Below are 13951 nucleotides of genomic sequence, written 5' to 3'. Positions count from 1 at the left end.
GCCCGCTCCATGACGTTTCGCAAACTGCTGGTCGCCAATCGCGGCGAGATCGCCATTCGCATTGCCCGCGCTGCCGCCACGATAGGCTTGCCCTCGGTGGCCGTCTACTCCGAAGACGATGCAAACGCGCTGCACCCTCTACGCACCGATGAAGCTGTACCTTTGCCCGGCACAGGCCCGCGCGCATATCTCGACGGTGCGGCCCTCCTCGCCGCTGCACGCGCCGTCGGTGCAGATGCGGTTCACCCTGGCTATGGCTTCCTAAGCGAGAACGCTGCCTTCGCGCGTCAGTGCGCGCAGGCAGGCGTGCAGTTCATCGGACCGTCACCGCGCGTGCTCGATCTCTTCGGCGACAAGGCACGCGCGCGGGCGCTTGCGCACGAGGCCGGCATTCCCATCGTCAGCGGCACGCAAGGCGCGACCACGCTTGAAGATGCGCGCGCCTTCTTCGCCGCGCTGTCGCCCTCGCACGGCATGATGATCAAGGCCGTCGCCGGCGGCGGCGGACGCGGCATGCGCGCCGTGCACGATGCGCAAGCGATTGCCGACGCGTATGCGCGCTGTGTTTCTGAAGCCACCGCCGCGGGTGGTGTCGGCGACGTCTATGTCGAAGCGCTCGTGCCCGCACCGCGCCATATCGAAATCCAGATCGTTACCGATGCACATGGCCACGTCATGCATCTCGGCGAGCGTGAATGCAGCCTGCAACGCCGTCACCAGAAGCTGATCGAGATCGCGCCCAGCCCCGCGTTGGACGACGCCCTGCGCACGCGCATCGCTGACGCTGCCGTCACGCTCGCCAAAGCGGCGGGTTACACCGGCATTGGCACATTCGAGTTCCTCGTGGAAGGGGCAGGCACGCCGCACGCCACGTTCTACTTCATGGAAGCCAACCCGCGCGTGCAAGTCGAACACACCGTCACGGAGATGGTGACGGGCGTCGACCTGGTGATGACGCAACTGGCCCTGGCGCAAGGTGCTTCGCTCGCCGACCTGGGGCTTGCCCGGCCGATCGCCCCTCGCGGCCACGCTGTGCAAGTGCGGATCAATGCCGAGACGATTGATGCATCCGGACAACCGCACCCGTCCACCGGCATGCTCACCGCCTTCGAGCCGCCCAACGGCCCCGGTGTGCGCGTCGACACCTGCGGCTACGCGGGCTACCGTCCGAACCCGCGCTTCGATTCGCTGCTGGCCAAACTGATCGTCCACGCGCCGCACGGCACATATGCGCAGACGCTGACACAGACGTACCGCGCGCTGTGTGAGTTCCGCATCGAAGGACTGGCCACCAACAAGCGGCTGCTGCAAGACCTGCTGCAAGATGCCGACGTGCAGGCCAATGCCGTGCACACGCAGTTTCTCGATGCGAAGCTCGCCGACTTGGCCGCCGGCAACGGCGAAACCCATCCCGCCCTGCATGCCACGTCGGTCGCCACCACCGATCTGACACCCGCGACCTCATTTGTCGATGAGCTTCCTGACGACGCTGAAGTCCTCACCGCGCCGATGGATGGCGCGCTCATCCAGATCCATGCAGAAGCCGGCGCCACGGTCGCGCGCGGCGAGGTGCTCGCTGTGATTGAAGCGATGAAGATGGAGCACGTCGTCATCGCGCCCGCGGCCGGACGCGTGCTACAAGTCTGCGCTCGGTCAGGCGCAACGGTGCGCGAAGGCCAACCGCTGGCCGTGCTGCAGCCCGGTGATGCGCAGCATGACACCGCTGCGGCCAATGCCAAGATCGACCTCGACCACATTCGCCCCGACCTGCAGGCCGTCATCGACCGCCATGCATTCGGCCTCGATGCAAACCGCCCGGACGCCGTTGCCCGCCGCCGCAAGACCGGCCAGCGCACCGCGCGCGAGAACATCGATCACTTGTGCGACGCCGGCTCGTTCATCGAGTACGGCGCGCTCGCCATCGCCGCGCAACGTCAACGGCGCGCGCTCGATGACTTGATTCGCGCCACACCGGCTGACGGCATCATCACCGGTATTGGCACCGTCAACGGCACGCACTTCCCGGATCAGGACGCGCGCTGCATGGTGCTCGCGTACGACTACACCGTGCTGGCCGGCACGCAAGGCACCTTCAACCACAAGAAGACCGACCGCGCGCTGGAGCTGGCGCAGCAATGGAAGCTGCCCGTTGTGCTGTTTGCCGAAGGCGGCGGCGGCCGGCCGGGCGACACTGAAAAGCGCGGCGTCAGCGGCCTGGACTGCCCGACCTTCATTCATTTCGCGCGCCTCTCGGGGCTGGTGCCAACCGTCGGCATCGTGTCGGGCCGCTGCTTTGCAGGCAATGCCGCGCTGCTGGGCTGCGCTGACGTGATCATCGCGACGCGTGACGCCACCATCGGCATGGGCGGTCCGGCCATGATTGAAGGCGGCGGCCTTGGCATCTACGCGCCCGAAGAGGTCGGCCCCGTGAGCGTGCAGGCGCCCAATGGCGTGATCGATGTCCTGGTCGAAAACGAAACCGAAGCCGTGGATGTCGCGCGCCGTTACCTGAGCTATTTCCAGGGTCCGCTCGCCCACTGGGAAGCCGGCGACGTGCGCCACCTGCGCCACGCGATTCCCGAAAACCGCATGCGCAGCTACGACATGCGCGCCGTGATCGACGCGCTGGCCGATACAGGCTCCGTACTGGAGCTGCGTCAAGCCTTTGGCGTGGGCATCATCACCGCGCTGATCCGTATCGAGGGTCGCGCCTTCGGTTGCATTGCCAACAACCCGCGCCACCTGGGCGGCGCTATCGATTCTGCAGCGGCGGACAAGGCGTCACGCTTCATGCAGTTGTGCAACGCGTTCGATCTGCCCATCGTCTCGCTGTGCGACACACCGGGTTTCATGGTCGGGCCGGACGCGGAGAAGACCGCCACAGTGCGCCACGTCAGCCGCATGTTCGTGACGGCGGGCAACCTGCGCGTGCCCTTCTTCACCGTCGTGCTGCGCAAAGGCTACGGCCTGGGGGCGATGGCCATGGCGGCAGGCGGTTTCCACGCGCCGTTCTTCACCGCGTCGTGGCCGAGCGGCGAATTTGGCGGCATGGGCATCGAAGGCGCCATCCGCCTGGGTTACCGCAAAGAGCTGGAAGCGGTGGAAGACCTAGCCGAGCGCGAGGCGCTGTTCCGCAAGATGGTCGATGCGGCCTACGAGGAAGGACGCGCGCTCAACATCGCCAGCTATCTCGAAATCGACGCAGTGATCGACCCGGCCGATACGCGTCGCTGGCTGTTGCGCGGGCTGCAATCGACGCCGCCTGCGCAGCCGCGGCACGCGCGCGACCCAGCCACGCGCCGCTTCATCGACACTTGGTAGACGAGAACACACACAAGGAGGAGACATGCCCGCAGTGATCCGCTTTGCCCGTCCCTTGTCCGCATTGACTTGTGCCGGGGCGCTGTTGTGGGCACCACTGGCCTACGCCGCCGACCCAGCCCCGATCAAGGTGGCGTTCATCGATCAACTGAGCGGGCCGCTCTCGAATGTGGGCGAGCAGTTTCTGGCGAATCTGAAACTCGGCATCGACGACGCTAACGCGCAACCGCAGAGCGTGCTGAACGGTGCGCGCTACGAGCTGTCGACCTATGACAACAAGCTGTCGGCGCAAGACAGTCTGTCGGCCCTGCAAAGCGCCATCGACGCCGGGGCGAAGATCGTCTTCACTGGCGGCTCGGGCTCATCCGTGGTGGCCGCCATGGTGGATGCCGCCACCAAGCACAACGAGCGCAATCCGACCAAGCGCGTGCTGATCATCAACTACGCGTCGATCGATCCCGATCTGACCGGCGCGCATTGCAGCTTCTGGCACTTCGCCACCGAAGCCAACACCGCGATGAAGATGCGCGCGCTGGCCAATTTCGTGAAGACGCAGCCCGATATTCGCAAGGTTTATTCATTGAATCAGGACTACGCGCACGGCCGGCTGTGGGCGTCGCTGGGCAAGCAGATGATCTCGGCTGCGCGGCCCGATGTGCAGTTCACCGGAGAAACGCTGCACCCGATCGGCAAGGTGAAGGACTTCGCGCCTTACGTCTCGAAGGCCAAGGCGACGGGCGCAGACACGCTCCTCACCGGCAACTGGGGGCAAGACCTGAACCTGCTCATCAAGGCTGCCGGCGACATGAGCTACGACGTGCGTTATCTGAACCACAGCGGCGCGGGCGCGCCGGGTACGGTGCTCGCCGTGTCGCAGGCTAAGATCGGCAAGGTGACCTGGGTGTCGGAATGGACGCCGGGCAACGGCAACGCGCAACTGATGCAGATGGATGCGCGCGTGCGGCAGACGGTGGCCGGGGAGCACTTCGCACCGCGCACCGTGTTGTCCGTCGAGCTGGTCACGGACGCCATCCGCAAAGCCATTTTGACCGATCCGCTGAAGATTGCGCTGGCGCTGGAAGGCATGCAGAAGCAGAGCTTCCTGGGTGACGTCACGATGCGCAAGGTCGATCACCAGTTGCTGCTCCCGCAGGTGGTATCAACGATCGCCCCGGTGGACGGAAAGACCGTCAAGGTCGGCTACGACGGCACCCAATGGGGCCACAAGACCGAGAGCACGACCCCGGCCAAAGACTTGGACCTGCCGACCACCTGCAAGATGAAGCGGCCGGCGGGCGCTTAACCGATCAATCCAAAATCAATCAGCGCGGTCCGTGCGCAGCGGGCCGTACTCGATCGGCACCCATGCGAAGGCGTTGCCGTCCCGGCGCACGTGACCCAGGCCCGGGAACGGCAGATGTGCGCCGGCCACCCAGAGTTTGTCCCGCGCGGCTTCCGCAAACAGCTTGCGGCGCGAGGCAACAGCGGCCTTCTTGTCGACGTCGTATTCGAATGCGACCTCTGGATGCTGGAATTGCACCGCGTGGCTGTGCACGATATCGCCCCACACCAGTAGGCTATGTCCCTTTGATGCAAACAGGTAACCGCTGTGCCCCGGCGTATGCCCGTTGGCGACGACCGACCGCACGCCCGGCACCACCTCATCGCCCGGCTTCAACTGCTTGAGCTTGCCTGCGGCCGCGTACGGGGCCACCGAGTCGCGTGCCATCTTGAAGAACGGTTGCATGTCGCTCGGCTTGGAAGCGGCGATCGTTTCGCTCAACCAGAAATCGGCTTCCGGCGCGGCCACATACACCTGCGCATTCGGAAAGGCCGGCTGGCCTTGCGGCGTCAACAGGCCGCAAGCGTGGTCCGGATGCAGGTGCGTCAACAGTACGGCGTCGATCTGCTCGGGCTGGTAGCCGGACGCACGAACGTTGCCGGCCAGGCCGCCCATCGTCGGGCCGAAACACGTGCCCGAACCCGTGTCGACGAGGATGCGCTTGGCGCCCGTGTCGACCAGAAAGCCGTTCACCGCCGTCTGCATGCCCGGCGTGTTCGATACAAACATCCGCGCCAGCAGGCTCTGCACCGATTGCGCGTTCATGCCAAGCAGGGTCTTGGCAGGCAGATCGGTGTAGCCGTCGTAGAGCGCGGTCACCACATCATCGCCGAGCGCCATGCGGTAATAGCCTGGCACTTGGGTGCGTTGTTGCGTTGGTGCGGTGGCGGCAGATGCCGGCGTCTGGGCATAGGTGGATCCGATGGACGCCACCATCGCGGCGGCCACGGCGACTGAAGTAAGCAAACGCATGTCTTGGCTCCCGGAAAAGACCGCTGCCCCGGTGCAGCGGCAAAAGCCGGATCATGCCACCGCCGCAGCACTTTGCATTGCCGCCATTGGCGACAGGGGTATTGCCCAGAGAGAAATACGCGCCCCAAAAGAAACAAGGCCCGACATGCCGGGCCCATGCTTCAGACCAATCGACGGCGGCTGCGCAACCGCGCGTCAACCGGGTACGTGCTTATTGCACGTGGAACTTCGGCGTCGATACCACCGTGCCGCTCACCGTGCAGTCCGGCGTGAGCAGTGCGTTGGTGAACGTGAGCGACGAGTTCGGGTCATTCCAGGCGGTCACGACCTTGCTGGGGCCACAGCTGCCCAGCAGGAACACGCTGACCCCTGCGTTGTTGATCGACAGCTGGGTGGTGCTGTCGGCCTGGCCGGTCCACGGGGTCGTTCCCGAGATGAGGCCGCACGTCCCTCCGCCGGTAAACGATGTGGACGTGATGTTGACGATGCCCGAAGGCGTGATCGTACCGGTGAAGGTCGCTGTGCAATTGGCGCTGATGGAGCCTTTGGACAGCGTGGTCTGGCCGGTGACCGAGAATGGCTCGCCATTCGGGTTCATCGGTTGACCATCGACACGCGATACGGTGACGGCAAGTGCGGGTGTGGCTGCTACGGTGGCAAGTGCGAGTGCAACTGCAAGAGATACGACTTTACGTGTGCTCATTTATTGCCTCACTAGAACTGACGGTAGAAACCGCCTTAAGAATGCGGCGCAAACCGGTTCCCACTCGATTCACGCCGCGCCAATTAGCCAGGCGCAGACAGCCGACACCCGGCTAAAACTTGTACGACACCCCAACGAACGTGATGATCGGATTGGCCTTCAGCGTGGTCTTGGTGGTGGCAAGCGTGGTGCCGTCCGACGCCTTGATGACAGTTGCCGCTTCGGTCTTGAGCGGCAGGTACGACACCGTCGCCGTCAAGGCCCATTGCTTGTTGATCGCGTAGCTCGCCCCGAGGTTGAAGATCGGCGCCCACGAGGAGGACGATTTCCCTTCGACATACGTCGGCCCGGGCTTGCCCGCACCCGCTGCCAACACGCTGCCCAGTTCGCGATTCACCGCCGCCGCAAAGTACGGATTCAGCTCGATGTTGGTGAAGAAGCTGTAGACCACGCCCACACCCACGAACGGACGGAACGTCGACTGCGCGTGCCCGAAGTACCACTGCAGGATGACCCCGGGACTCCACTGGCGCGCCTTGCGCACGGCCGGCTGATTGGATGGATCGTCCAGATCGACGTGGCCCAGTGCGCCTGCAGGCCCGGGCGCGCGGATCACGCCATGCCCGGTCAGCTTGAATTCGGGCGGCACGCCGGCAATCGTGGTCAGCGCGATGTTGTCGGTAAAGAAATGCGTGAGCGTCAGGCCCAGCGTGTTGGCGTTGCTCACGCGCAGCCCGCTGTTGGGCGAGGTGAAGCTACCCGGCAAGCGCAGCGGATCATTGATCGGCGCATTGATCACGCTGGTGGTCAGGTTATTGCTCGAGTCCTGCGGCATGATGTGGAACCAGCCCACCGTCGCCACGTTGTCACCGGCCTGCTGCGCCATGGCGCCTGCGGAAGCGCAGGCCGCCATCAATGCGACAGTCAGTTTCTTCATGATGCTTCCTCCTGTTGTTCTGAGCGGAGCGCGGTTGTCTGTGCCGCGCCCCGTGGCGTGTTATTCCGGAAACGTCACTGCACGAAGGCGCCCACCGTGAAGTACGGGTTCTTCGTATCGCTCATATCCAGGAAGCCGAAGGTCTTGCCGGTGAAGATCAGCTTGCCCGTCGGGGCCGAGCCGGCAGGTGCGCTGGTCTGCGTGGTGCGGATCACGCCCGGGACGGCTTGTGTGAAGTCGAGGTTCAACGGTCGCGCCAGCGCTGCCTGCGACGCATTGAACGGATCGAGCATCGTGGCCTGCGCACCCACCAGCGCCGTGGCACGGTAGTTGAACGTGCTGTCTACACCCGTGTATTCGCCGTCTTGCGAGCCCTGCGCGATGTTGCCGACCGGCGCCATCATCGAAATGCCGGACTCGTCATCTGCCACAGGCGGGCCCGCTGTCAGATCGGAGTTGGCCGCACCCACGCGAATGAAGATCGGCACGAGCTGGCCATACAGCTTGCCCACAATCATCACGCCCTTGCCCGCCTTGGCCGGATCCAGCGACGACACCGTGGCCGGCACTTGCGGCTGATAGTTCAGCGTGGTGAAGGCCGGTGCATCGCCGCGCAGCGTCAGCTTCTGGTTGACCGTCGCGCTTGATGTCAGGCAGGCCCCGCCGTTCTTCACGCCCAAGTTGTCGCACTCGGTGTAGGTGCCGTCCGCGTTGATGGTGAAACGCGCGTCGACCGCCTGCTGCGAGAAGTTCTGCGACGGCACCTGGTGGTAACCCAGCTGGTTGTAGTTGCCCGCGATCTTGTTCAGATCGGTCTCGGTGTTCGAGAAGCTGATGAACGGGTAATACGGGAACGTGGTCTGCGGAATCTTGCCCACGCCAACGATGCCGTCGAACTGGATCGTCGCGCCCGGAATCGTGCCGCCCAGCACGCCCTGCCCAAGGAAGAACCGCGCCGGACGGCTCGGATCGAGGCTTGCGTTATTCAGGCGGAATGCGCACTGGTTCAGCTTCTCGGTCGGCAGCGCCGTTTCCTGCGTGAGCGTGCCGGTCTGTACGTTGTTGGGGGCCGTATCGCGCGTGGGCGCGACGGTGCCCGTCTTGACCGGAATCGGCGAGGCCAGATACGTGATCTGGTACGTCATCTTCGTCGTGTCGAGCTGCACCTTCACGAGTTCGCCCGAGCCCGACCCGCCGGTGAATACGGTGTTGTAGTCGATGGCCTGCGGACACAGGCGCTGGATCACTGGCGCCGGCGAATCATCTCCGCCACCTCCGCAAGCTGTCACCATCGGCGCGCACGCGAGCACGACCAACCATTTACGCCATTGCATTTGCGTCTCCTCCATGTTGTTGTTCAGCCGCGGCAGCGCAGCGCGCACACGTCACGCACGCCGCCGCATGTGGTTTCGTTGCTGCGCGCTTCACTGGACGAATGCACCGACCGTGAAGAACGGGTTGTACTTGTTGTTGTTCATGAGCATCGCGTACACGTTGCCCACCTTGACGGCCACGCCGGTGTCGCCCGCCTTGAACAACGCGACGTTGCCGCTGGCGCCTTGCGCGTTGAAGTCGTTCTGCGCGGTCACGATCAGCTTGCCCGGCGAGGTTTGCGTGTAGTCCAGGCCGAACTGCGCCGTCACACGCGAGGTGAGCGGGTTGATGAAGGCCGCGGTGCCGTTCTGGAACAGCGTGGAGGTGTAGTTGGCGGCCAGCGTCGATACGGCCGTGCCATCGCTGCAGTTGCCGGCATTGGCGTGGAAGAAACCGCCGCTAAAGGAGCCCGACAGTTCCGGGTGATCGATCGTCGCGTTCAAGCCGTTGCCGCTGGCAGGCGCACCGCTCGGGCCGTTGTTGGTGACCACGCCGCATGCCGAGCCGCTGGTCGCCCCGACATAGCCACCCTTGAGTGCATTGGCCGGGATCGCGGTTGCGGGCGAGAGGATCGAGATACCGATCTGGTCATCCGCCACCGAAGCCAACAGGTTCGTCGCATCGCTATGCGAGTAGCCGACACGGATCACCACCGGCACCACCTGCCCGTTCAGCTTGCCTGCGATGAGAATGCCCTTGGCCTGGCTTGGCGCCAGCAGCACCAGCGGCGAGACCTGGCCGACATACGGATACGGCACGCTGCTGCTGGTTGGGTTGCTGACGAACACATTGTCTTGCGAGCCATCGGCGTTCTGACGCAGCGTCCAGGGCGTACCCGTCGTGTGGCACGAATAGTCGATGCCTTCCGCGGTACACGTGCCGTCGGCATTCAACGTTTGCGTCCAGTTGACAGCGTCGGGCTGCCAGCCTTGCGGTGCGGAGGTCTGGCTGCCCGAGCCCGTGGGCGTGACGTGCACACCCACCTGGTTGTAGCGTCCCGCGACCTGCGAGAAGTCCGTCACGGTCTCGGAGAAGCCCAGGAACGGATAGAAATCGAACGTTCGCGAAGGCACTGCGCCAATCACGACGCCGGGAATCGGCTGGATGCCAGCAAATTGGATCGTCGCTCCCGGAATGCCGCCCCCCACGATACCCTGGCCGACAAACAACATCGGCGGGTCTTGCGGATTGACGGTGATGGCATAGCTACTGTCCGCCGTCTTGCCGGACTGCAGCACGAAAGCGCAGCGGTTCTGCTCGGGGGTCGGCAAGTTGGTCGGATGAACGAACGTGCCGTCGATGGTCAACCCCTTGCGGGTCGTATTGATCTGCCCCGCCGAAGTCGGCACCGACGATTCCAGGAACTGCATCTGGTACGTGTTCTTGCTCGTATCGAACTTGACTTTGATGTACTCGCCGCTGCCAGAGCCGCCGGTGTACGTGGTCGTGTAATCCAGCGCCGCCGGGCACAGGCTAGTCGGCATGCTGGGTGTGGTGACCGCTCCGCTAGGAGGGCAGGAACTGCCCGAACACTGCGCAACATCCGACGAGCCGGGGTCGTCCGCCCCACCGCACCCGCCAATGAACGGCATGGCCACAATGCAACTGGTTGCCATGACAACAAAAAGATGACGTCGACTACCCATGGTTGTCTCCTCACGTTTTGGAACTTGTTGTGTTTTGGGCCGGCGAATGTGTGCAACGGCCGGTCAATACCCCCGCCTGCCGGCAAATGGCAGCCGACAGCGCACGACCTGCCCCGTCGGCAGATCGACCTGCAAACTACAAAAACGACGGACGAGCTTTGGTTGCGTTACCCGCTGGTTTGCCGGGTATCACGCAGATCGGCTGGGTGCCGATCCCAAGAAATCGAGCTAACGCTGCTAGCGTGGACGAGCCGCGCCACCGCTGCTGCAGTGACGACGATGGCGATGACGCGCGGGGGCACGCGCAGAAGCGGAATGCTGGAATGGCCCGTTTTGAATGCGTAACATCCTGTGTCTCCGAAGGATACGCCACTGGCTATTTACTTATCGTTATGGCCGAAACTATGGTCCGCTCAGAGTATGAAGTAAATAGAGATTTCATTCAAAACAGCGGCTGCAATCCCCCGCGCAAGTAGGCGCGGCGCGGTTTGACGGTTTTTCAAACGAGGGAATGAAACGGTTTCGTTTGAAGCGTTTTAAACTCCCCCCTCCATTTGGGGGGAATGACGGCGCAATACGGCGTTATTCAATTATTTCGAAATGAATATATTTCGCCAAAACCCATCTGGGTAGCAAAATACGATCCCGCGACGATAGCGCGCGCAAAGGCGAGAGAAAGCCGCCGGCTAAAAACGGCACGCAAACGCGGAGAAGGGAAAAAGCGGGAGAAGAAAGATGGTGGGCCGGGTGGGATTCGAACCCACGGTGTCCTTTCGGAGGCGGATTATGAGTCCGCTGCCTGCAACCAGCACGGCGTCCGGCCCAGTGAAACGGGAAAAAAAGAGACCCGGCGCTTAGGCCGGGCCTGGTGCGGGATTTTACCTGAAAGTGGGCGCAAGCCCACTCGGAAAATCGCCTGCGTCGCTACAGAATCAGCTGCCTTCCAGGAAGCTCTTCAGCTTGTCGGAACGGCTCGGATGGCGCAGCTTGCGCAGTGCCTTCGCTTCGATCTGACGGATACGCTCGCGGGTCACGTCGAACTGCTTGCCGACTTCTTCCAGCGTGTGGTCGGTGCTCATTTCGATACCGAAGCGCATGCGCAGCACCTTGGCTTCGCGCGGCGTCAGCGAATCGAGCACGTCCTTCACCACGCCGCGCATGGAGCCATGCAGCGCCGCTTCGGCGGGAGCCAGCGTGTTCGTGTCCTCGATGAAATCGCCCAGATGGGAGTCGTCGTCGTCACCGATCGGCGTTTCCATGGAGATCGGCTCCTTCGCGATCTTCATGATCTTGCGGATCTTGTCTTCCGGCATCTCCATCTTCTCGGCCAGCGTTGCCGGATCCGGCTCGTTGCCGGTTTCCTGCAGGATCTGACGCGAGATGCGGTTCATCTTGTTGATCGTCTCGATCATGTGCACCGGAATACGGATGGTGCGCGCCTGGTCGGCGATCGAACGCGTGATGGCCTGACGGATCCACCACGTGGCGTACGTCGAGAACTTGTAGCCGCGACGGTATTCGAACTTGTCCACCGCCTTCATCAGGCCGATGTTGCCTTCCTGGATCAGGTCGAGGAACTGCAGACCGCGGTTCGTGTACTTCTTGGCGATCGAGATCACCAGACGCAGGTTGGCCTCGGTCATTTCACGCTTGGCCTCACGGGCGCGGCGCTCGCCTTCCGACATCTTGCGGTTGACGTCCTTCAGCTCGGTCAGCGGCAGCACCACGCGCGCCTGCAGGTCGATCAGCTTTTGCTGCAGTTCGTGCACGGCCGGCACGTTACGCTCGACGATGGTGCTGTACGGCTTGCCGTCAGCCACCACGGTCTCGATCCACTTCAGGTTCGTCTCGTTGCCCGGGAAGCGCGCAACGAAGTCGCCGCGCGGCATACCGCACTTGTCGACCACGATGTTCAGGATGGCGCGCTCGAGTTTGCGCACTTCGTCCACCTGGCCGCGCAGCGTGTCGCACAGGCGCTCGACGTTGCGTGCGGTAAAGCGGATCGTCATCAGCTCGGCCTGGATGGCTTCCTGCGCCTTCACGTAAGGCTTGGACTTGTAGCCTTCCTTCTCGAAAGCACGACGCATCTTGTCGAACTGCTCGCCGATCACACCAAACTTGATCAACGCGGCCTGCTTGAGCTCTTCGAGTTGACGGGCCGAGGCTGCGGCAGCGCCGGCGCCTTCATCGTCCTCGTCCTCCTCTTCGTCGCCCTCTTCTGCGGCTTCCTCTTCCTCGAATTCCTCTTCTTCCTCAGCAGCAGCGGCTGCATCGGCTTCAGCGTTCGGGTCGATCAAGCCATCGATGTACTCGTCGATCTTGGCTTCGTCGTTGGCCACGCGCTCGCCCATGGCGAGGATTTCGGAAATGGTGACCGGGCACGCCGAGATCGCCATGACCATGTCCTTCAGGCCGGCTTCGATGCGCTTGGCGATCACGATTTCGCCTTCGCGCGTCAGCAGCTCGACCGTGCCCATTTCGCGCATGTACATGCGGACCGGGTCGGTGGTGCGGCCGAATTCGGAATCAACCGTCGACAGCGCGGCTTCAGCTTCTTCTTCAGCCTCTTCTTCCGTGGTCACGGAAGGTGCGTTGTCGTTCAGGAGCAGCGTTTCAGCGTCCGGCGCCTGCTCGTACACGGCAACGCCGATGTCGTTGAGCGTGGCAACCAACGTTTCCAGCGACTCCACGTCGACCATGTCGTCGGGAAGGTGGTCGTTGATTTCAGCATAGGTCAGGTAGCCGCGCGATTTGCCCAGCTTGATCAGCGCCTTGAGCTTCTGGCGGCGGGCCTCGAGCTCTTCTTCCGAACCGCCTTGCTGCGAGGCAGCGAATTCCTTGAGCAGGGCTTTTTCCTTGGCCTTGCGGTCACGGGCCTTCAGCTTTTCGGTTTTCGGTGCCGGAGCGGCGGGGGTGTCAAATTCTTCAGTCACGTCCGTGCTGCTGTCGTCGTCTGCCTGCGTCTCTGCCTTGGGCTTGCGGCCGCGCTTCTTGGGCTCGGCTGCTGCCTCGGCGCGGGGCGCAGGAGGAGTTGTAGGGGTGGCCTCTGCCTGGGCGGTGCGCTTGGTGTCTTCCGCAGTTGCCTTAGCTGGCTTGGCTGCGGTGCTGGTACGAGCGGTACCCGTCTTGGTTGCGCTTGCGCTGGCAGTGGTCTGCTTGCTCTCGACTTCGGTAACTTTCGATTTCGCCACGGTGGTTGTCTTGCCCTTGAGTGCGACGGAAGCGGCTGTGCCGCCAGGTCTGGCGCTCGTGCTCATCGACGTCGAGACCTTGCCTGAGGTTGAAGATTGGATCGCGCCCTTTGTGCGCGCTGTCGGTTTGACAGTCTTGGCAGCGACGGCGATATCGGCGGTCTGGCGCGGCTGGGTTTTCCCCGTCTTTGCCGGCGCAGTGGCCTTCACCCCTGTCGATCCTGCCTGCCCTATATGGGTCCGACCATTCGCGACTTTCGCCGTTCCCGCTGGTGTCTTTCCTCCTCCGGAGCCGCGCGCCGATGAGGATCGCTTGGCAGAAACAGAAGCAGGACTGGCCTTGGAACCGGCCTTCGCGGAGGTCTTCACCTTCACCATGGGCACGCTCACTCCCCCAAAAATGGGAAAAAGGACTTGCAATCCAAACCGGCTATTCTAGCACGCCAGACCAAGCCGGTCTAAACG

The 13951-nt window shown here is 63.3% G+C and carries 9 protein-coding genes and 1 tRNA gene; 3 read left to right on the top strand and 7 right to left on the bottom strand.

Annotated features, from left to right (window positions below; translation table 11 throughout):
• Nucleotides 1–9 precede the first annotated feature (9 nt).
• Together BM136_RS00465 and BM136_RS00460 are read left to right on the top strand one after the other, a co-directional pair.
• Entirely contained in the window at nucleotides 10–3321 is a 3312-nt protein-coding gene (locus tag BM136_RS00465; RefSeq protein WP_092969286.1) for an acetyl-CoA carboxylase family protein, read from the top strand.
• Nucleotides 3322–3346: 25 nt separating this feature from the next.
• Nucleotides 3347–4624 carry a branched-chain amino acid ABC transporter substrate-binding protein gene (locus tag BM136_RS00460; protein ID WP_092969283.1) on the top strand — a complete coding sequence of 426 codons (1278 nt, stop codon included), beginning with the start codon at nucleotides 3347–3349 and terminating at the stop codon, nucleotides 4622–4624.
• A gap of 15 nt (nucleotides 4625–4639) precedes the next feature.
• On the opposite strand, the gene BM136_RS00455 is transcribed toward BM136_RS00460, so the two are convergent.
• The 7 genes from BM136_RS00455 to rpoD all read right to left on the bottom strand — a co-directional run bounded on the left by BM136_RS00455 (nucleotide 4640) and on the right by rpoD (nucleotide 13552).
• On the bottom strand, nucleotides 4640–5635 hold the full coding sequence (locus tag BM136_RS00455) for an MBL fold metallo-hydrolase (protein ID WP_092969280.1): 996 nt from the start codon (nucleotides 5633–5635) through the stop codon (nucleotides 4640–4642).
• 211 nt (nucleotides 5636–5846) lie between these two features.
• Nucleotides 5847–6338, bottom strand: coding sequence for a hypothetical protein (locus tag BM136_RS00450; protein WP_092969277.1), 492 nt, complete (start codon nucleotides 6336–6338; stop codon nucleotides 5847–5849).
• 112 nt (nucleotides 6339–6450) lie between these two features.
• Entirely contained in the window at nucleotides 6451–7275 is an 825-nt protein-coding gene (locus tag BM136_RS00445; RefSeq protein ID WP_004631054.1) for an OmpW/AlkL family protein, read from the bottom strand.
• Nucleotides 7276–7349: 74 nt separating this feature from the next.
• On the bottom strand, nucleotides 7350–8609 hold the full coding sequence (locus tag BM136_RS00440) for a DUF2957 domain-containing protein (RefSeq protein ID WP_092970666.1): 1260 nt from the start codon (nucleotides 8607–8609) through the stop codon (nucleotides 7350–7352).
• Between the two features lie 90 nt (nucleotides 8610–8699).
• Nucleotides 8700–10295 (bottom strand): DUF2957 domain-containing protein, encoded by a 1596-nt coding sequence (locus tag BM136_RS00435; protein ID WP_092969274.1) that lies wholly within the window; start codon nucleotides 10293–10295, stop codon nucleotides 8700–8702.
• 736 nt (nucleotides 10296–11031) lie between these two features.
• Nucleotides 11032–11119, bottom strand: a tRNA-Ile gene (locus BM136_RS00430).
• 108 nt (nucleotides 11120–11227) lie between these two features.
• Nucleotides 11228–13552 (bottom strand): RNA polymerase sigma factor RpoD, encoded by a 2325-nt coding sequence (gene rpoD, locus BM136_RS00425; RefSeq protein ID WP_254775589.1) that lies wholly within the window; start codon nucleotides 13550–13552, stop codon nucleotides 11228–11230.
• Here rpoD and BM136_RS25550 point away from each other — a divergent pair.
• A complete protein-coding gene (locus BM136_RS25550) occupies nucleotides 13545–13925 on the top strand; it encodes a hypothetical protein (protein WP_252691012.1) in 381 nt (126 codons plus the stop codon). The two genes, rpoD and BM136_RS25550, sit on opposite strands and share 8 nt — an antisense overlap.
• Nucleotides 13926–13951 lie beyond the last annotated feature (26 nt).

It is taken from the genome of Ralstonia sp. NFACC01, from assembly GCF_900115545.1.
Lineage (GTDB): Bacteria > Pseudomonadota > Gammaproteobacteria > Burkholderiales > Burkholderiaceae > Ralstonia > Ralstonia mojiangensis.
Note: the sequence above shows the minus strand (reverse complement) of the source record. Positions and strands in the feature narration are given on the sequence as shown.

Excerpts from the sequence above, each read along its gene's own strand:
- BM136_RS00465 (WP_092969286.1), top strand. The coding sequence starts at position 10 with ATGACGTTTCGCAAACTGCTGGTCGCCAATCGCGGCGAGATCGCCATT.
- BM136_RS00460 (WP_092969283.1), top strand. The coding sequence starts at position 3,347 with ATGCCCGCAGTGATCCGCTTTGCCCGTCCCTTGTCCGCATTGACTTGT.
- BM136_RS00455 (WP_092969280.1), bottom strand. The coding sequence starts at position 5,635 with ATGCGTTTGCTTACTTCAGTCGCCGTGGCCGCCGCGATGGTGGCGTCC.
- BM136_RS00450 (WP_092969277.1), bottom strand. The coding sequence starts at position 6,338 with ATGAGCACACGTAAAGTCGTATCTCTTGCAGTTGCACTCGCACTTGCC.
- BM136_RS00445 (WP_004631054.1), bottom strand. The coding sequence starts at position 7,275 with ATGAAGAAACTGACTGTCGCATTGATGGCGGCCTGCGCTTCCGCAGGC.
- BM136_RS00440 (WP_092970666.1), bottom strand. The coding sequence starts at position 8,609 with ATGCAATGGCGTAAATGGTTGGTCGTGCTCGCGTGCGCGCCGATGGTG.
- BM136_RS00435 (WP_092969274.1), bottom strand. The coding sequence starts at position 10,295 with ATGGGTAGTCGACGTCATCTTTTTGTTGTCATGGCAACCAGTTGCATT.
- rpoD (WP_254775589.1), bottom strand. The coding sequence starts at position 13,552 with ATGAGCACGAGCGCCAGACCTGGCGGCACAGCCGCTTCCGTCGCACTC.